This window comes from Streptomyces sp. NPDC032940, from assembly GCF_040636935.1.
Lineage (GTDB): Bacteria > Actinomycetota > Actinomycetes > Streptomycetales > Streptomycetaceae > Streptomyces.
Window position 1 is genome coordinate 327946 of the sequence record NZ_JBEZVJ010000004.1, and the last position, 18233, is coordinate 346178.

Consider the following 18233-nt stretch of genomic DNA (forward strand, 5'->3'; position numbering starts at 1 on the left):
GGTCAGCTCCCCGTCGGCCGGACCAGCGTGGCCGCGGTGCGCAGCAGGATGCAGACGTCCCGCCACAGCGACCAGTCGTCGATGTAGGCGTTGTCGAAGCGGCAGCGGTCCTCGATCGAGGTGTCTCCGCGCAGCCCGTGGATCTGGGCGAGCCCGGTGATGCCGGTCCGCATGCGGTGCCGGGCCGCGTAACCGGGGTGGGCGTCGCTGAACTGCGCGACGAAGTAGGCGCGTTCGGGCCGCGGGCCGACCAGGCTCATGTCGCCGCGCAGCACGTTCCACAGCTGGAGCAGCTCGTCGAGCGAGGTACGCCGCAGCATCCGGCAGAAGCGGCTCATCTCGTGCTCGCCCGCCACGCTCCACCGGGTCGCCGACTCGTGCTCGTTCACCGGGCGGTGGGTGCGGAACTTCAGCAGCGTGAACGGCTTGCCGTCCAGCCCGATCCGCTCCTGCCGGAACACCACACCCGGCCCGTCGCTGAGCCGCAGGACCGTCGCACACGCCAGCAGCAGCGGACTGACCAGCAGCAACAACGTGCCCGACACCAGGACGTCGAGCACCCGCTTGCCCGCGCCGCCGTGGCGCGCCGGCGACAGATCCAGCCGCCGGCAGGCGAACCCGGCCAGCCGCTGCCCCGAGGCGTACGACGGGGAGCCGGCGTCGAGCTCCCAGACCGCACAGCCCGACTCGGCCAGCGTGCGCAGCAGCGGCGCCTGTTCGGCCCGGACCGACGGATGGACGGCCAGCACCGCGCGCACCCCGTTCTGGATGACCGCCCGTTCGACCTCCTCACCGGTCCGCAGCACCGGGATCCCCTCGGCGCCCTCCGGCTGGTCGGCGACCACCCCCACCGGCCGCACCCCGCACCGCGGATGGCGCAGCACCGCGGCGGCCACACGCTGCGCGGTCGCCGGCGGGCCCACCACCAGCGCGGCGTGCGGATGCCGCACCAGGGCCGCGCGCCGCCGCCCGTGCACGGCCGCGCGCAGCGCACAGCACACCCCCGCCTGCAAGGCGACGCCCGTCAGCACGGTGCCGGCGGACAGCGCGTCCCCCGGCCGGTACGCCGCCCAGAGCACCGCCGGCACCAGCCAGGCGACGGCGGTACGGCCGCACACGGCCGGCAGCTCCTCCAGCACGCCCGGCACCGGCTGCCGTCCGTCTCGGACCCGCAGCAGCAGGGACGTGACGACCAGCAGCGCGATCAGCAGCGGCTGCCGATGGGCGCCGGTGAGCGCCAGCGTCCCCAGCACGGCGGCGCCGCCGTCCGCGAGGAACAGCGGCACCGGGGAGGGCGGCGGCGCGGGGGAGCGCGGGGCGGAGAACCGCACACCGGTCGCGGTGCCGAGCGGCTGCATGACGGAGACGGGCGGGAGGCCGTGGTCCCGCGGCGTCACACCGGGGGAGGACACGGTACGTTCGGCAGTCACGAGTGGATGGACTCCCTGTGCTCGGTGGACTCGACGTCCTGTGTTGTCGGGTCCGCCCCGGGACCCCGGCCCCTGCCGAGCGGTCGGCCCCGCTCGACGCCGTGGGCGGTGGCGCGTTCGACCGTCGCGAACGGGCGCGCACCGGGTGAGGCGGGCCATGGGCCGAGGAGATCGCGGTAGACGTCCGCGACGGCCTCGGTGGTGTGCCGTACGTCGTGGAGGGACAGCACGTGCCGGCGGCCCTGGAGGCCGAGGGACGCGCGCAGCGGCGCGTCGAGCAGCAGGGCGGTGACGGCCGCGGCCAGCTCCCCCGGGTTCTCCGGCGGGATCACGCACCGGGCGGTGAGGGCGGGCGGCAGGCTCTCGCGGGCGCCGTCGACGTCCGTGACCAGCACCGGCACGCCGCAGGCCATCGCCTCCAGCGGGGCCAGCGCCATGCCCTCCCAGCGCGACGGCAGGACGGCGAGGTCGGCGGCCTGGTACCAGACGGAAGTGTCGGCGACGGCGCCCGTGAACAGCACGGATGCGGGTGCCCGCCCGCGCAGGCGGTCGCGGTCCGGACCGTCGCCGACCAGCACGAGCCGCGCGTCGGGCACCTCGCGCACCACGGCGTCCCACGCCCGCAGCAGGACGTCCTGCCCCTTCTGCGGGCACAGCCGTCCCACGCACACCGCGAGCGGCGCGGCCGGGTGGACGCCGGCGAGCGGCGCCAGGGCGGCCCGCACGGCGGCGGCCGGGGCCGGGCGGTAACGCTCGGGGTCGATGCCGTTGGGGACGACCGCCCACCTGCCGCTGATGCCGGCCCGGACACCGGTCGCCCGCTCGGCCTCGCTCACGCACAGCATGCGCGCCGCCCAGCGCGCCGCCCATCGCTCCCACCGCAGGGCGAGGGCGGCCGTGGTCCCGCCGACCGCCTCGAACGACCAGGCGTGCGGCTGGAAGACCGTCGGGATCCGCCCGCGCACCGCGAGCCGGCCGGCCAGCCCCGCCTTCGCGCTGTGCGCGTGCACCAGGTCGGGGCGCACCTCGTCGAGCACGCGCGCGAGGCGCCGTACCTCCCCGAGGAGCGAGGGCCCCGGTGACCGCGTCGCCCGCCAGTGCCTCACGTGCGCGCCGTGCGCCCGCAGCCGGGCGGTGAGCGCGCTGTCCGGGCAGACCGCGGTGACCTCCATCCCGTCCGCCAGCTGCGCCCGCACCAGGTCCGTCACGACGCGCGCGACCCCGCCGTCCACCGGTTGGGTGAGGTGCAGGACCCGCGGCGGACGGCCGCGGGGCGACGGGGCCACAGGCACGGTTTCCTCGTTCACTGGGGTGCTCGGGACGGACGGCGGCGCGTTCACCGCCGGGCGTCGACTGAGGCGAAGAGCACTCCGGCCCACGCGGCGTCGCGCTCGGCGGCGAGCCGGACGACCGCCTCGTCGCCGGCGCGCGGCAGCCCACCGGGGACGTCGAAGACGTCCGAGTCGTAGCCGAGGGTGTGCGCGTACGCCGGCACCCGCGCCGGGGCGGCCCCCGCGGGCCCGCTGACGGTGGAGTTCAGGACGTCGCCGGACGGGTCGGCGGGCCCGCTGAGCCGGGTGGAGCCGGACCCGGGACGGGCGGCCACCGTGAGCGAGTCGCCGGTGGTGCCCCGGTCGCCGTTGTAGGCCACCACGCCGACCCGGCCCGCCGCACCCGCGGCGAAGTCCAGGCCGCGCATCCGCAGCTCCGCCGCGCCCGACCCGAGCGGTGCGAAGCCGTCCCAGAGCGCCAGGTGCCGCAGCGGCTGCGCCGGGTCCTCGTACGCCACCACCAGCGTCCAGCCGCCCCACGCGCCGGCCGCGGAGCCGCCGGCGGCCACGTTGACCTGTGCCACGGTGTACAGGCCCGGCGCGCTGTCGCGGACCAGGGCCGTCACGTCCGCCGAGGCCTGGAAGGCGTCCGCGCTGTCGGTCACGCGGTGTCCGACGAGCGTGTCCGCGATGACCTCCTTGTACTCCCCGCCGGGTTCGGCGATCAGCACCCGCCCGTTGTCCGCCGAGGGCTTCTGCTCGCCCACGCGCAGGTTGCCGCCCCAGTACAGGCGCGCGTACGTGACGCGGGCGCCCGCGGGCAGGCGGACCTCGGCCCGGGAGGAGTTGTAGGTGTTCGGGTCGCGGTCGACGTCGACGTAGAACATGTCGAAGTCCCCGTTCACCCCGGGGCCGCCCGCCTGTGCGCCCGCGCACGAGGGGGCCTGGGCGCGGCAGGTGATGGAGGTGTTGGCGGCGCGCACGATGCCGCCGTGCTGGAGCGCGGAGTACCGCTGCGAGAAGGCGATGCCGTCCGCCTCGGGCACGGGCGGCGCGGCCGGCGCGGCCGCGGGGGAACCGCAGGAGGCCCAGATCGAGGCGAGGGCGAGGACGCCCACCGTCGCATGGCGAAGCAGCTGGCCCGGGGAATGGCGCATGACCGTCGGTGCCCTTTCGGAAGGGGGTGGCAGGCAGCGGCACGGATGCGTCACGTCCGCCTGAGGGGTGCGTCAGCGTTTCGCAACTCTAGTCATCAAGCGGACGAATTCACCGAAATTCGGGGCATACCGCGATCTGTGTTGGAAACGTGAAGGAGTTGCGCACGGTACCGCGCGGCCGCGAGCCGGTCCCCGCCCACGGCGCACCACAGCGCCCGTGCCGTCGCAGCGGGCCGGCGGCACGACGCCTGCGCACGGTGCCCCATCAGCGGCGTCGCGGCAGCAGGGTGAACGGCGGACCGTGATGGCCCCTCACCGGTTGCGGGCCGTCAAGGGCGCGCCGACCGTGGGCTTCAGACTCCGACCTTCGTCGACCCCGACCACCGTCGAAAGGACCCCCATGCGTGCCCTGCCCGCACGGCCCATCGCACTCGGCGCCCTGTGCGCCGCCCTCCTCGCCGGGATCACCGGCCCCGTCGCCCTGGCGGCCGACCACAACCCCGGCCACACCCGCGCGGCGTCGTCCGACACGCCGCTGCCCGCCCCGGAGAAGCTCCTCGGGGAGGTCAAGAACCTCGACGCACGCGGTGCCGAACTCGCCCCCGTGGCCGACCTGCTGTCGGCCGTGGTCGCGTCGGGCGACCGGGCGCTTCCCCCGGCCGAGGCCAAGGAGCTCGGGGAGGCGGCCAAGGACGCCCTGGACAAGGCGGCCGCGAAGGCCGCCGCCACCGAGGCCGCCACCCGGACCCCGGCGACGGACCGGCTCGCGCCCGCCAGCGGCGCCGACCTCATCGGCGACGCGCTGGACGCCGTGCAGAAGGCCGTCGACGACCTGCTGGGCTCGATCCTCGCCACGAACCCGACGGACACCGCGGACACGGCGGACGCCTCCGGCACCGCCGACACCTCGGGCACGGCGGACGCCGCGGACGCCACCGACGTGACGACGCCCTCGCTCGACCAGCTCCTGGCCGAGGTGAGCAAGCTCGTCGACGCCCTCACCGTCGGCGACCCGACGGTGTCGACCCTGCCCGCACCGGCGACCCCGCCCGCCACGACGCCGTCGGCGACGACGCCCTCGACGCTCCCCGCGCTCACCCCGCCGGCACCGGTACTGCTGCCGGCTTCCTGAGCCCGAGGCGCGCTCCCGGTCCCGGGAACCGGTCGTTCAGACCTCTCATATGAGGACTTGTGAATCTCCGGCACCCCCGCTTCCGCTCCGCCTCGGAGTCGTTGGGCACGGCGGCAGACACCCTCCTCCGGCGACCCGCGTTGCCGAAGAAAGGAACACGATGAAGTCCCTGAAGGCCGCCGCCGTCGTCGTCGGGTCCCTGATCGCCTCCGGCGCCGCCGCGCCCGCGTTCGCCGCCGAGCCGGTGCCCTACACCATCGACGACAGCTCGAGCGCGCCGCTGAAGAACGTGCGCGTCCTCGACACGCAGCTGGACGACCCGGCGGCCCTGCTCGACGCCCGGAACACCGAGTCGCCGCTGCACAAGGTGGAGAACGCGGGCAAGGCTCTGACGAGCCCCGAGTCGCCGCTGCACCGCGGTCTGCCGCTGCAGGGCTGAGAGCACGCCCCCGGACGAGGGCGGCCCCCGGACTCCACCGGGGGCCGCCCTTTCCCGTACGGGCTTCACCGTTCCGGCCGCGCGGCGGTGACCGCGCGCTACGTCCGACGGTTACCGCTGCCGGCAACCGAACGGACGAGGAGTCGACCATGGCCATCAGCACAGGCGGCGTTCCCGCGGACACCGAGGACGCACCACCCGGACCGGCGGGCAGAACCCGCAGAGACCTCGCGCACGGCCTGCACGGCGCGGCACTCGCCGCCACGCTGGCCGCGCTGGTCGCCGCCGCCCCGCCCCCACGCACCCGGCCCGTGCCCGGGAGCCGCCGGGGCGGCACCGGTTTCTCCGCCGTCCACCGCGGCCGCCGCATCCGCGGAGTGTGGACGCCCGAGCCCGGCCGGCCCGGGGGCGGCCGGTGGCACGTCACGGTGGACGGCCGCCCCCTCCACCTGATGCGGCGTGCCGACGGCACCTGGCTGAGCACGGTCGACCACTACTGCTCGTACCCGACCCCCCTCGAGGCCGCCCGCGCCGCCGTCGACGAACTCGCCCCCGGCGAGCGGCTGCGCGCCACGCCGGGGGAGCGGCCGGACGAGGGACACCCGCACCGGGGAGGCCGCGTTGGCGTACGTGCGTAAGGACGCCGCCACCCTCACGGCGGCGGAGAAGAGGCGCTTCGTCAAAGCGCTGCTGGAGCTCAAACGGCGCGGCGAGTACGACGAGTTCGTCCGCATGCACCTCGCGTACTTCTCCGCCGACGGCGAGAGTGGACTGCGCGCCGCGCACATGGCGCCGTCCTTCCTGCCCTGGCACCGCCGCCTGCTGCTCGACCTGGAGGACGCCCTGCGGCGCGTCGACTCCTCGGTGACCATCCCCTACTGGGACTGGACACGCGACCGCACGGCCACCTCCGCGCCGTGGACGGCGGACCTCCTCGGCGGCAACGGCCGTCCCTCCGACCGTCAGGTGACCACCGGCCCGTTCGCCCACGGAACCGGCAACTGGCCCCTCGGCGTGGGCGTGACCGACGCGGAGTTCCTGACCCGGGACCTCGGCCGCAGCCGCGGTCCGATCGGCCTGCCCACCAGGAGCGATCTGGAGGGGGCCCTGAAGGACGCCACGTACGACGTGGCTCCCTGGGACTCGACGGTCACGCGGGGCTTCCGCAACAAGATGGAGGGCTGGGGCAGCGGCCGGGGCAGCGCCTCGTGGCGCAACCACAACCGGGTGCACCGCTGGATCGGCGGCACCATGCTCGGCGCCGCCTCCGTGAACGACCCCGTCTTCTGGCTGCACCACGCCTTCGTCGACCTGCAGTGGTCCCGCTGGCAGCGCCGCCACGGCGGGGCCCGCTACCTCCCGGCGACACCTCCGGGCTCCGGCGACGCGCAGCACGGCCGGATCGTCGCCCGCCACCAGAAGCTGCCGCCCTGGGACGTGACGCCGGCCGAGCTCGAGGACGTCGGCCGGATCTACAGGTACGCGTGAGCGCCCATGAGGCAGGAGGGGCTCGACACGCCGGAGCAACCCCTGCGACACGCCGGTCGCTCCGCCCGATTCCTGTGCAACAGGGCGGCAGAGCGAGATTTCACAAGAAATCTACGTGCTTGGGCGCTTAATTCGCCAAAAGCCTGGGACGTCCTCTAAAGTAGGTACTAACAGTGACCGGTCCAACACGGACCGTGTTGCTCTCACAGAAACGGAGAGGTAATGCGCAAGATCCAGAAGGCTGCGGTCGTCGTCGCGATGCTCGGCAGTGTCGGTGCCCTGGGTGCCGGTACCGCGGTGGCCGGCGAGGGTGCGAGCTTCGACGTCAAGGGCGGCGGCTGCTCGGTGTCGGGTGACTCGAACCAGCTCATCGGCAACGTCGGCGTCCTGAACGGCGTCGTCGGCGGCCTCCTGACCTTCGGCCAGGACGGCGACCACGGGACCCAGGACAACGAGCAGGGTCACAAGGTCGACTGCTCCACCCGCGGCTTCACGGGCTGACGCCTGCCACACGCATGAGGACAGGTCCCGGGACGTGAGTCCCGGGGCCTCTCCCTGACATTTTTCACACTTACCCGAGCGTTGATTTCGTGACATTTCTCCAAGGGCACACAGGCAGTGGCCGCAGGGTTCGCGTCGCACAGCGCCTGGGGGGACAACCGCAAAGGACAAGGCGGATGCAGAAGTTCAAGAAGATCGCAGTAGTGGCGGGAGTCCTGGGGGGCTCCGTACTGATGGGGCTCGGCACCGCCCAGGCCCACAACGTCACCATCCCCGTCTGCGACGAGACGGCCAGCGACGGCCACTGCGGGCAGAAGCGCGAGTACCAGTACACGACCGAGGACGGCAAGGTGCACGTCGTGGTCTCGCGCGAAGGCTGTGCCATCAAGGGCAACAGCACTGTGGACTGCTCCATCCACCACCCCTGATTCGACTGAGGCACTTGCGCCCACTCGACGCAGCCGCCCTCCCGCCGATCTGCACCTGGCTCCCGCCGCAGCGTCATGGGCAGCGGCTGCCCCGCATGCCAGATGGCCGAACCCGTACAACCGGGGTCGGCCATCTGGCGTTTCGCATGTCTGGTGTTTCGGGTGTCTGGCGTTTGGGTGTCTGTGGGTGTCGTCCGGGTCGTCCGGGGCCCCTGAGGGGAATGGAGCGGGGGCCGGTCCGCACGGTTGCGGCGGACCGACCCCCAGAAGTGGGCTCCAGTGGGGCAGTCACTCCACGGGCGTGCAGTAGGGCAGGCCGTCGATGGGGCGGTCGGTGCAGAACCGGCCGATCAGATCCGCCGACTCCTCCCTGCGCTCGACGGTGACCAGGTGGTCGGCCTCCGTGATGGTGGTGAAGCGCGCGGAGGGCATGATCGCGGCGAGCTCGCGGCCCATCTCGGGAGTGCACAGGGTGTCGTGCTCGCCGGTGAACACGAGGGACGGCACATCGGGGACGGGCAGGGGCTCGTAGCAGCCGTGCGTGGTGAGGCGCGTGTTGTGCTCGACGGCCTTCTTGATCTCGTCCGGCGTCTGGTTGAGGAACTGCCGGTGCAGAAGACGCGCGACGGCGGCGTGCTTGCGTACCTGGCCGGCGCCCGGGTTCGACATGAACAGCCGCACGAGCCCCTCGGCGGCGTCGTCGATCTCCCCGCGCTCGAGGACGTCGGTGAGCTTCGGCACGGCCTCGGTGTAGAGGTCGGGGAGGCGCTTGGCGGCCCCACAGAAGACGATGCGACGGACGAACTCGGGGTGGAGCTGGGCGAAGCGGAGGCCGACGACCTCGCCGAAGCAGCCGCCGAAGAGGTTGACCTCCGGCATGTCGATCTCCACCAGCATGTGCCGGACGGCGTCGGCGAGGAAGCCGATGTCGTACTCGGCGGGCAGGAAGTCCGCACTGCCGTAACCGGGCAGATCCACGGTGACCAACGTGCACAGCGGCGCCAGCCACTTCTCGTGCCCCTGCCATGAGTACCGGTTCTGCGAGGACCCCCCGAGCAGCACCAACGGCGCGGTCTGCGGGGCCTCTTGACGCACGATGCGGCACTGATACGCGAACCCCTCGAAAACGAGGCTCCGTTCCTCCACCTGCCCCGGTTCAGCGGCAACGGGTCCGGCCCACCCTGTCGTGGCTTCCTGGGCGTTGGTGACGGCTGTGCGCATGAACGGCTCCGGTGAGGGACGGAAAGTGGCGAACCGTCCCATCATTACCAGCGTGTCCTCTATACCGAGGTAATCACTCAATTGTGGGCGATCCTGGTGCGGGGGTACACGCACGCCGGTTGCCCTGGTCCGACGAGGAGGCAGTCGCGACCGCCGCCCGCGTGGCCGAGGGGATCGGCACCATGAAACGAGTCGGCAGCCAAGTAGGAGTCGCCCTACGTAAGACGCGAACTGATCCACCTCGCGGCGCTTGCTCGCCCTCTTTGCCGAGGTGTACCCCCTCGGATGGAGCGAGCCCGGTGCACTGGAGTGGGGGCGTCACTGGTACGACGGCCTCACCCGGTTCTTGGAGGCCGCTGCCGGAGCGGACGACGTGGTGCTCGTCTGGTTGGACTGACAGGCAGATGCAGAAGCCCCCCCCGACGGGAGGGCAGAGGTGGGCGCCCCCGGCAGGACTCGAACCTGCGGCCAAGCGCTTAGAAGGCGCCTGCTCTATCCACTGAGCTACGGGGGCCTGGTGTGGTGGTCTCGGTCGTGGGGACCGGGTGTGGGCCGACCACGATGGTGCCGGGGACAAGGATAGGGCTCCCGGTTCCGTGTCCCTGACGCTTCGCCTCCGTGGCTCGATGTGGAGGTTCGGTGAAGCGGAACCGATAATCGCAGGCAGGTACGAATCGTGCATCGCTTTTGGCGTCTCGCGCATCGGGTGTTGTGTACTCGTTATGCCTGGACTGTGCTCGCGTCCCAGTAGTCCCTTCCGTCCGTAGTGTCCGGTCGGCGCGCAGACATGCGCATATGCTTCAGAATTCCCCTAAAATTGGGCATTCTTCCCATGTGGTGACCTTGGACGTACGGCCTCAGCTGCTCGACGCACTCTCCGCGCTGCGCGACCGTGTCGCGGCCGCACGCTTCCCGCTGCCCCTCGCGGGGGCTCCACGCGCGCGTGCCAACCGCGACGAACTGCTCGCCCAGCTCGACGACTACCTGGTGCCCCGGCTGAGAGATCCCGAAGCACCGCTCCTGGCCGTCGTGGGCGGCTCCACCGGTGCCGGGAAGTCCACGCTGGTGAACTCGCTCGTGGGCCGGCGGGTCAGCGAGGCGGGAGTTCTGCGGCCCACCACCCGGACGCCGGTGCTGGTGTGCCACCCGGAGGACCACCACTGGTTCAGCGGCATGCGCGTGCTGCCCGATCTCACGCGCGTGTGGGTACCCCACCAGGCGCCGGACGACGACCTGCTCCTGCCCGGCGAGAGCCCCACGCGCGTGCTGCGCGTCGAGACCGCGGACACCCTGCCGCCCGGCCTCGCCCTCCTGGACGCACCCGACATCGACTCCCTCGTCGCCGACAACCGCGTCCTGGCCGCCGAGCTGATCTGCGCCGCCGACATCTGGGTCATGGTCACCACCGCCGCCCGTTACGCCGACGCCGTGCCCTGGCAACTGCTGCGCACCGCCAAGGAGTACGACGCCACCCTCGTCACCGTTCTGGACCGGGTGCCCCACCAGGTGGTGGCCGAGGTGTCACGGCAGTACGCAGCGCTGCTCACCAAGGCCGGGCTCGGCGACGTCCCCCGCTTCACCGTCCCCGAACTGCCCGAGTCGGCCTGGGGCGGCGGGCTGCTGCCGGCCACCGCCGTGGCGCCGCTGCGGTCCTGGCTCGTCCACCGTGCCCAGGACCTCGCGGCCCGCCACGACGCCATGGCCCGTACGGCCTACGGCATCCTGGACTCCCTCAAGGCCCGGATGCCCGAGCTGGCCAGCGCCACCGCCGCCCAGTACGCCGCCGCGCTGCGGCTCACCGCCGCCGTCGACAGCGCGTACGACGCCGAGCACGCGCGCGTACGGGGGCGGCTCCAGGCAGGGGCCGTGCTGGCCGGGGACGCCCTGAAGCGCTGGCGGTCCTTCCCGCTCGACTGCACCCCGGGCGAACTCCTCGACTCGCTCGTCGAGAGCCTCGGCGCGCTGCTGCTGTGCGCCGTCACCGCCGCCGACGAACACGTCGACGAGGCCTGGCGGCGCGAGCCCGCGGCGGACGCCCCGGAACTCACCTCCCGCGCGTGGTCGCCCGAGAGCGCCGAGCACCGTATCGGGGTGGCCGTACGGCGCTGGCGGCGGGAGTTGGAGGAGTACGCCGAGGAAGAGGTGCGCCGGCTCGACCGCAGCCTGGCGCCCGACCCGGAGATGGTCGCCGCGCTCGGCGCCACCGTGCTGCTGGGCGGCAGGCGGGCGCGCAACGCGGGGGAGGGGCTCGCCGAACGCATCGGCGCCCACGGCGCGCTGCGGCTGCGCGACCGGGGCGGGCGGCTGCTCACCGACCACATGGACCGCGTCATGAACGCGGAGCGCGAGCGCCGGCTCGCACCCCTCGACGCGCTGGAGGTCCACCCCGAGCCGCAGGCCGAACTCATCGCCGCGCTGTCCGTACTGCAGAAGGAGAGGTGACCGGTGACCGCCGTCACTGACCAGGACCCCACCGAGCACACCGACCACATGGAGGAGGCGGACACCCGCGGCGGCCGTACCCGGAAACGGGATGCCGCGGGGCCGGGGCGCGAGGGTGGGGGTGAGGAGAAACCCGCCGGGGAGGGGCGGACCGCCGAGGACGCAGGCCGGGGCGAGCCCGACGGTGACGGCCCGGGGGAGGCCGATGGCGAGGGCCAGGGCCAGGGCCAGGGGCAGGGGCAGGGGCAGGGGCAAGGTGAGCGTGTCCCTGAACTTCGGGGGCACGCGCGCGTGGCGGACGATGCCGGCCCTCGGCGTACGGACCGTACCGAGGCGGAGAACGGCGGCGTGGCGCGTACGGACCGCAAGGGGAAGGCCGACGGTGCGGCGGGTGACGAGGAGGCCTGGGGGGACGGGCTCATCGCGCGGCGGGTGGACGAGGCCGCCGGTGCGGAGCAGTACGCCGCGGTGCCGGGCAGGCCGGCGAGTTCCTCCGCTCTGATGCCCCTGGCCTACGACGGGCATCTCAGGTCGCGCCTGGACGCGCTGCGCGAACTGGTGGGGCTCTCCCGCACCCGGCTCGACGGCGGGACGCTGGCCGAGGCGGGGCGGGTCCTCGACGAGGCCGCCGCGCGGCGCAGGCTCTCCGGGCAGCACACCGTCGTCGCCATCGCGGGCGCGACCGGCAGCGGCAAGTCACAGCTCTTCAACACGCTCGCCGGGGTGACCATCTCCGAGACGGGTGTGCGCCGGCCCACCACCGCCGCGCCGATCGCGTGCAGCTGGAGCGACGGAGCGGCCAGCCTGCTGGACCGGCTGGGCATCCCCGGCCGGCTGCGCCGCCGCCCGCTCCAGCACCCGGACGCCGATTCGCCGCTGCGCGGGCTGGTCCTGATCGACCTGCCCGACCACGACTCCGCCGCCGTGCAGCACCGCGAGCAGGTCGACCGCATCCTGGGTCTCGTCGACGCCGTCATCTGGGTCGTCGACCCGGAGAAGTACGCCGATGCCGTGCTCCACGAGCGCTACCTGCGGCCGATGGCGGGGCACGCCGAGGTCACCTTCGTCGTCCTCAACCAGGTCGACCGACTGCCCGGGGAGGCCGCCGAGCAGGTCCTCGACGACCTGCGGCGCCTGCTCGACGAGGACGGCATCGCGCTGGGCGAGTACGGCGAACCCGGCGCGACCGTGCTCGCTCTGTCCGCGCTCACCGGGGAGGGCATGGGTGAACTGCGCGAGACGCTCGGTCAGTTCGTCGCCGAGCGGCAGGCCCCGGCGCGCCGTATCGCCGCCGACGTGGACGTCGCGGCCGGGCGGCTGCGGCCCGTGTACGTCACCGGGCTGCGTACGGGGCTCAGCGAGGAGGCCCGGGAGGAGTTCTCGGACCGGCTCGCCGACGCCGTCGGTGCCACCGCCGCGGGCGACGCGGCCGAACGCGCCTGGCTGCGCAACGCCAACCGCGCCTGCGGCACGCCCTGGCTGCGGCTGTGGCGCTGGTACCACGACAGGCGCGGCCCCTCCACGGGACGGCTGCCGCTGCGCGCCCAGGAGGACGAGGAGGCCACGGCCCGTCAGCGCGTCGAGCAGGCGGTGCGTACGGTCTCCGACCGGGCGTCGGCCGGGCTGCCGGCGCCGTGGGCGCAGGCGATGCGCGAGGCGGCGGTGCGCGGCGCCCAGGGGCTGCCCGAGGCGCTCGACGAACTGGCGGCCAGGCAGGCGCTGCCGACGGGACGCCCGCCGCGGCCCGGGTGGTGGCCGGTGGCCGTGCTGGCCCAGGCGTGCATGACCCTGCTTCAGGTGGTCGGCGGGCTGTGGCTGCTCGGGCAGATCATCGGCTTCATGTCGCCGAACCTCGGTGTGCCGGTGCTGCTGATGGTGTCCGGCATCGTCGGCGGCCCGGTGATCGAGTGGAGCTGCCGCATGGCGGCACGCGGGCCGGCCCGGCGGTACGGGTACGAGGCGGAACGCCGATTGCGGGAGGCGGCCGCGGGGTGCGGCCGGGCGCGGGTGCTGGATCCGCTGGCCGCGGAGCTGCTGCGGTACCGCGAGGTTCGGGAGCAGTACGGGCGCGTCGCGGGGGCGGGCGTGGGGACGGCCATGGGGGCGGGGGGACGCACGAGGTAGTCGGCCGCACGAGGTAGGGGGGCGTACGAGGTGAGGTAGGGGGCGTACGAGGTAGGGGGTCGTACGAGATGGGGGAGGGCGGTGGGGCGAATCCTGGGGTCGGCAGGGATTCCTGGGGCCCCCGGAATCCCTGCCGACCCCAGAGGATCTGGGGGATCCCCGGGGCCCCACCCGTTCGGGTGGCGGGGTTTTCCACAGGCGGGGGGACGGTCCACAGGGCTCGGCGGGCCCGGTCCGGTCGGAGGCAGTCTGGCCTCGCGGCGATCGCGTCGGAGCGGTCGCCGGCAGGCAGACACAGCAGCCGTACGGGCCGGGCCCGTACGCGTGGAGGGAGGGACTCGCGATGAACGAGACCATGATCTGTGCCGTGGGCAACGTGGCGACGCAGCCGGTGTTCCGGGGCCTGGCGAGCGGACCGTCGGCGCGGTTCCGGCTGGCGGTCACAGCACGGTACTGGGACCGCGAGAAGAACGAGTGGACGGACGGTCACACCAACTTCTTCACGGTGTGGGCCAACCGGCAGCTGGCCACCAACGCGGCGGCGTCGCTGGCGGTCGGGGATCCCGTCGTCGTGCAGGGTCGGCTGAAGGTGCGCACGGATGTGCGCGAGGGGCAGAACTGGACTTCCGCGGACATCGACGCGGTGGCGATCGGGCACGACCTCTCACGGGGAACGGCGGCGTTCCGGCGCACCAACAGGGCCGAGACGGCGGCCTCGCCGCCGCGTCCGGAGCCCAACTGGGAGACACCGCAAGGGGATTCGACGCATTCCGGAGCCGAACAGCGGCCGGAGCCCGTCGCGGTGGCATGAGCCGGCGCTCTGGCGAGGGTGACCGAAGTACGGCTTATCGGCGAAAGCGCACGGAACGACCCGCGTGGATTTGTCGATAAGCCCTGCTCGCAGAGGTGTCGGCCATAACGATTCCGAGTCGGATCACCGCTCGGACCAACATCATCGAGGGGCGCGGTGCGCCAGGTACTTAGGATGCCGAACATGTCCTGCGGGGCTGCTGATTCTGCTGGTGGGACCGTGCCCCCACACCAACGGGTCCTGCTCGAAGGGGAATTTGGTGTTTTCTTCGTTCTCTGCCCTGTCCGTGTCCGGCCGAGCGGTGGCGGCGCGACTCGCCGCCACGGTGCTGGTCTCCGCGCTCGCCGCGGCCGGCGTGGCGGCGGGCGCCGGCCCAGCCGCGGCCCAGGGGAAGACGCAGGGCGAGGGCGGAGCGGCGGCCACCATAGGCGGCCTGAAGACCTACGGCACCGCCGTCATCCACGGGGCCGCGGGTGACCAGGAGGTGTCGGCCGGGCTGTTCGAGATGTCCGTGGACGGCGGCGGCATGCTGCAGACCTACTGTGTCGACATCCAGAACCCGACGCAGAAGGACGCCAAGTACCACGAGACGCCCTGGAGCGGGACCTCGCTGGGCACCAACAAGGACGCCGGCCGCATCCGCTGGATCCTGCAGAACTCCTACCCCCAGGTCAACGATCTCGCGGCGCTCGCGAAGAAGGCCGGGGTGCGCGGCGGGCTCACCGAGCAGGACGCGGCGGCCGGCACGCAGGTGGCCATCTGGCGCTACTCGGACGACACGGACGTCGAGGCCGTCGACCCGCAGGCCGAGCGGCTCGCGGACTACCTGGAGAAGCACGCCCGCGACCTGCCCGAGCCGGCGGCGTCGCTCACGCTGGACCCGCCCGCGGTCTCCGGGCGGCCGGGCGAGCGGCTCGGTCCGGTGACGGTGCACACCAACGCCGGCAGCGCGGCGGTCACGCCGCCCGCGGACGCCACCACGGGCGGGGTGCGGTTCGTCGACAAGGGCGGCAAGCCCGTCACGTCGGTGACCGACGGCTCGCAGGTCTTCTTCGACGTGCCGGAGGGCGCCGCGGCGGACACCGTCGAGCTGACCGTCCAGGCCTCGACCACCGTGCCGGTCGGCCGCGCCTTCGCCTCCGAGAGCCGCAGCCAGACGCAGATCCTGGCCGGGTCCAGCGAGTCGACGGTGGCGGCGACGGCGAGCGCGACCTGGGCGGACCGGGGGGCGATACCCGCGCTGTCCGGGACGAAGAACTGCGCCAAGGGCGGCCTGGACATCACCGCCGTCAACAAGGGCGACGAGGCGTTCGCCTTCGAGCTGCTGGACAGCGAGTACGTCATCGCGGCGGGAGAGACCCGGACGGTCACGGCCCCGCTGCCCGAGGACCGGGCCTACGACTTCACGGTCCGCGGTCCCGCAGGCTTCGAGCAGCGCTTCTCCGGCGTCCTCGACTGCCGCACCCAGAGCAGCCCCGTCGAGCCCGCCACCCGCACCCTCGGCGAGCCGGCCCCGGCCGCGGTGGTCGACCCGACCCCGGACACCGACCTCGCCGAGACCGGAAGCTCCGACGCGACGCCCTTGATCGGCGGCACCGCCATCGGCCTGGTCGTGATCGGCGGCGCGGTCCTGCTGTTCGTGCGCAGGAGGAACGAGCGCGGGGAGAGCTGACCCACCCGGTCCGTCGACGGACTCGCGCGGCACCGTCAATAGCGGTGGCCGGGCCAGTGCGGGTCCGTCCAGCGGGCCTCGTCGGTGAGGGAGAGCAGCCTTATCCGGTGCCGCAGCTCTGCCGGGGCGCCCGACTCGCGCAGCCGTACGGCCCCGTGGCCGAGGAGCCAGGCGACCAGTTCGGCGCGGATCCCCTCCTCGTCGTTCTCGTACCAGTCGACGTGCCACGGCAGGCCGTCGCCGAGGAGCTCGTACTCCCATTCCGCCGCCGCCTCGATGAGGCGCCGGTCGCTGAGGTGCCCGGTCTGCCGTTCCCACTCGGCGAGCCAGGGAGCGAGCGTCCCGGACGCCTCGGCGCACAGCGCGAGCACCTGGTGCGCCGGTACGGCCGCGTCCGGATCGGTGAGGCTCTGCACCCACCAGGCGTGCAGGAACTCGCGTACCGGACCGGCGTGCTCGTCGGGCCACTGCTGCCAGCGGCCGCGGGCCAGGGAGTACCCCGCCTCTTCCAGCCCGAAGAGGGGATCCGCCTGACCGGCGACCAGGACTCTCGCGAACTGGGGCAGGATGCGGCGCAGCACGGCCGCGTGATCGGTCCAGTCGATCGCCTGCCAGGTCCGGCGCAGGAGATCCGGCTCCAGTTCCACGTCCGGCGTCTTCAGCAGGGCGAGCTCCTCCGCGCTGCCCCAGTGACAGTCGCAGTTGTACTCGTCCGGCCGCGCGGTCATGCCGCGGAAGGTGACGGCGAGGCCGTCCAGGGCGGCGGCGAGGCGGCGGTCCGCGGGACGGTGGTCGGCGAGGTGCATGGTGTGCCCGGCCTTCGAGGACTCCGGACGGCTTCCGCCGGCCGAAGATCGCCACCTTACCGGGCGGCCGGCCGCGGAAGGCGGTACCGGTGGGTGCGGAAGACCCCCGTGGCACACTGCGGGGGCGTGGACGAAGTTCGCTTACGGGGGGCGGCGGTTCGCCCGGTGAGCGGGGAAAACGGGGGAGTTCGGTGGAGAGTTGGGTGTGGCGATACCGCAAGTGGCTGTGGGGCGCGGCCTGTGCGGTCCTCGCACTGGTCGTCGTCGGCTTCTCGGTCCGTGCCCCGGTGAAGGACTGGTGGCTGTCGCGCGAGGCGTGCGGGGGCGAGCTGCCGGGCGAGGACCTCAGGACGGTCCGGCCGGAGGGGCGGCTGGGTGAGGAACGCGAGTCCTTCGACGAGAGCGGCGGCCGGTACCACTGTGTGCTGGTGACCGACCAGGACAAGGTCGTGGTCGCGGTCGACGCCTACCTGGACGGAGCGGACCGGGAGGACAAGCTGTCGTACGTCGGCGAGTCCTACCCGCCGCAGGCCGTGCTGCCCGGCGGCCTTCCCGGCTTCGAGTCCCAGAACAGCCTCGTCTACCTCATGCCCGAGTGCCCGGGCCGCGGCAAGGGGCGGGACGGGGATCCGCGCAGGCTGCTGGTGGGGACCTGGACGTACTTCGCGGAGAGCCGCGAGGAGAAGGCGGCCATGCTGCGGCTCGCGGTGCGCATGACGAACGTGGTGACCGAGAAGCTCGGCTGCGGTGGGAAACCGCTGCCCCCGCCGGAGGACGGCGCGGTGCCCGACCCCGGCAGGTACGTGCCCCGCGCGAAGACACAGGGCACCGCCTGCGCCGCCTTCGCTACCGCCCGCGTCCCGGCCGAAGGGCGTGACGGCCAGGTCCGTATCGCCGTCGCCGAGGGCGGAATGGTGGGCCGGTGCACCCTGTACGCGGCGGCGGAGAGCGACGGTGACCGGCGTCGGCCGCTCGTGGAACTCACGAGCTGGCGTGGCGACTGGGGCGTGGACGTGCGCGAGATGGGCTCGGGGCCGGACCCGATGCCGATGGGCGACGGACCCTGGAAGCCGGCGCTGACCGAGGACCGAGCGTGGGCCGTCGCCCGGTGCGACGGTGAGCGGACCGGGTTCGCCGCGCACTGGGGCGACGACTACCCGTACCGGGAGGAGGGCGAGCAGCACGGGCCGCCGACGGAGGCGGAGCGCAAGGAGCGTCGCGAGCGGCTGCGCGCGTACGTGACCGCGTTCGCACAGGACCAGACGCGGCTCGGCGGCTGTACGGAGCTGCGAGTGCCGGCGGCGCCGTGAC

General features: G+C 73.4%; 16 protein-coding genes and 1 tRNA gene. 11 read left to right on the plus strand and 6 right to left on the minus strand.

Going from position 1 to position 18233, the window contains the following annotated elements; translation table 11 throughout:
- Nucleotides 1-2: 2 nt before the first annotated feature.
- The 3 genes from AB0E77_RS08535 to AB0E77_RS08545 are packed head-to-tail and all read right to left on the minus strand — an operon-like array spanning nucleotide 3 to nucleotide 3858.
- Nucleotides 3-1430 (minus strand): exopolysaccharide biosynthesis polyprenyl glycosylphosphotransferase, encoded by a 1428-nt coding sequence (locus AB0E77_RS08535; RefSeq protein ID WP_361567431.1) that lies wholly within the window; start codon nucleotides 1428-1430, stop codon nucleotides 3-5.
- Nucleotides 1427-2722 (minus strand): glycosyltransferase, encoded by a 1296-nt coding sequence (locus AB0E77_RS08540; RefSeq protein WP_361567434.1) that lies wholly within the window; start codon nucleotides 2720-2722, stop codon nucleotides 1427-1429. The genes AB0E77_RS08535 and AB0E77_RS08540 overlap by 4 nt, the downstream gene beginning before the upstream one ends.
- A 44-nt stretch (nucleotides 2723-2766) precedes the next feature.
- On the minus strand, nucleotides 2767-3858 hold the full coding sequence (locus AB0E77_RS08545) for a DUF3344 domain-containing protein (protein WP_361567437.1): 1092 nt from the start codon (nucleotides 3856-3858) through the stop codon (nucleotides 2767-2769).
- A 400-nt stretch (nucleotides 3859-4258) separates the two neighbouring features.
- Between AB0E77_RS08545 and AB0E77_RS08550 the strand changes: the two genes are divergently transcribed.
- The 6 genes from AB0E77_RS08550 (at nucleotide 4259) to AB0E77_RS08575 (ending at nucleotide 7846) form a co-directional block, all read left to right on the plus strand.
- Nucleotides 4259-4990, plus strand: a complete 732-nt coding sequence (locus AB0E77_RS08550; protein ID WP_361567440.1) for a hypothetical protein — start codon at nucleotides 4259-4261, stop codon at nucleotides 4988-4990.
- Between the two features lie 160 nt (nucleotides 4991-5150).
- The gene (locus tag AB0E77_RS08555) at nucleotides 5151-5429 is read left to right on the plus strand and encodes a hypothetical protein (RefSeq protein WP_361567442.1); all 279 of its coding nucleotides are present in this window, start codon (nucleotides 5151-5153) and stop codon (nucleotides 5427-5429) included.
- Between the two features lie 149 nt (nucleotides 5430-5578).
- Nucleotides 5579-6067 carry a tyrosinase family oxidase copper chaperone gene (locus tag AB0E77_RS08560; protein ID WP_361567445.1) on the plus strand — a complete coding sequence of 163 codons (489 nt, stop codon included), beginning with the start codon at nucleotides 5579-5581 and terminating at the stop codon, nucleotides 6065-6067.
- A complete protein-coding gene (locus AB0E77_RS08565) occupies nucleotides 6051-6917 on the plus strand; it encodes a tyrosinase family protein (RefSeq protein WP_361567447.1) in 867 nt (288 codons plus the stop codon). The genes AB0E77_RS08560 and AB0E77_RS08565 overlap by 17 nt, the downstream gene beginning before the upstream one ends.
- 222 nt (nucleotides 6918-7139) lie before the next feature.
- Nucleotides 7140-7418: a hypothetical protein gene (locus AB0E77_RS08570; protein ID WP_361567450.1), complete on the plus strand. Its 279-nt coding sequence runs from the start codon at nucleotides 7140-7142 to the stop codon at nucleotides 7416-7418.
- Between the two features lie 176 nt (nucleotides 7419-7594).
- Nucleotides 7595-7846, plus strand: a complete 252-nt coding sequence (locus AB0E77_RS08575) for a hypothetical protein (protein WP_361567453.1) — start codon at nucleotides 7595-7597, stop codon at nucleotides 7844-7846.
- Nucleotides 7847-8134: 288 nt separating this feature from the next.
- Here the strand turns inward: AB0E77_RS08575 and AB0E77_RS08580 are convergent, their stop codons facing one another.
- A complete protein-coding gene (locus AB0E77_RS08580; RefSeq protein ID WP_361567455.1) occupies nucleotides 8135-8941 on the minus strand; it encodes an alpha/beta hydrolase in 807 nt (268 codons plus the stop codon).
- A gap of 567 nt (nucleotides 8942-9508) precedes the next feature.
- Nucleotides 9509-9581 (minus strand) — tRNA-Arg (locus AB0E77_RS08585).
- A 320-nt stretch (nucleotides 9582-9901) separates the two neighbouring features.
- Between AB0E77_RS08585 and AB0E77_RS08590 the strand changes: the two genes are divergently transcribed.
- The 4 genes from AB0E77_RS08590 (at nucleotide 9902) to AB0E77_RS08605 (ending at nucleotide 16116) form a co-directional block, all read left to right on the plus strand.
- Nucleotides 9902-11509 carry a dynamin family protein gene (locus AB0E77_RS08590; protein ID WP_361567458.1) on the plus strand — a complete coding sequence of 536 codons (1608 nt, stop codon included), beginning with the start codon at nucleotides 9902-9904 and terminating at the stop codon, nucleotides 11507-11509.
- Between the two features lie 3 nt (nucleotides 11510-11512).
- The gene (locus AB0E77_RS08595; RefSeq protein WP_361567461.1) at nucleotides 11513-13633 is read left to right on the plus strand and encodes a YfjP family GTPase; all 2121 of its coding nucleotides are present in this window, start codon (nucleotides 11513-11515) and stop codon (nucleotides 13631-13633) included.
- A gap of 343 nt (nucleotides 13634-13976) precedes the next feature.
- Nucleotides 13977-14444, plus strand: coding sequence for a single-stranded DNA-binding protein (locus AB0E77_RS08600; RefSeq protein ID WP_361567463.1), 468 nt, complete (start codon nucleotides 13977-13979; stop codon nucleotides 14442-14444).
- Nucleotides 14445-14703: 259 nt separating this feature from the next.
- The gene (locus AB0E77_RS08605; RefSeq protein WP_361567466.1) at nucleotides 14704-16116 is read left to right on the plus strand and encodes a Cys-Gln thioester bond-forming surface protein; all 1413 of its coding nucleotides are present in this window, start codon (nucleotides 14704-14706) and stop codon (nucleotides 16114-16116) included.
- 35 nt (nucleotides 16117-16151) lie between these two features.
- On the opposite strand, the gene AB0E77_RS08610 is transcribed toward AB0E77_RS08605, so the two are convergent.
- Nucleotides 16152-16922, minus strand: coding sequence for a hypothetical protein (locus AB0E77_RS08610; RefSeq protein ID WP_361567469.1), 771 nt, complete (start codon nucleotides 16920-16922; stop codon nucleotides 16152-16154).
- Between the two features lie 203 nt (nucleotides 16923-17125).
- On the opposite strand from AB0E77_RS08610, the gene AB0E77_RS08615 reads away from it, so the two are divergent.
- Complete coding sequence (locus AB0E77_RS08615; protein WP_361567471.1) at nucleotides 17126-18232, plus strand: hypothetical protein; 1107 nt, start codon at nucleotides 17126-17128, stop codon at nucleotides 18230-18232.
- Nucleotide 18233: the final 1 nt, after the last annotated feature.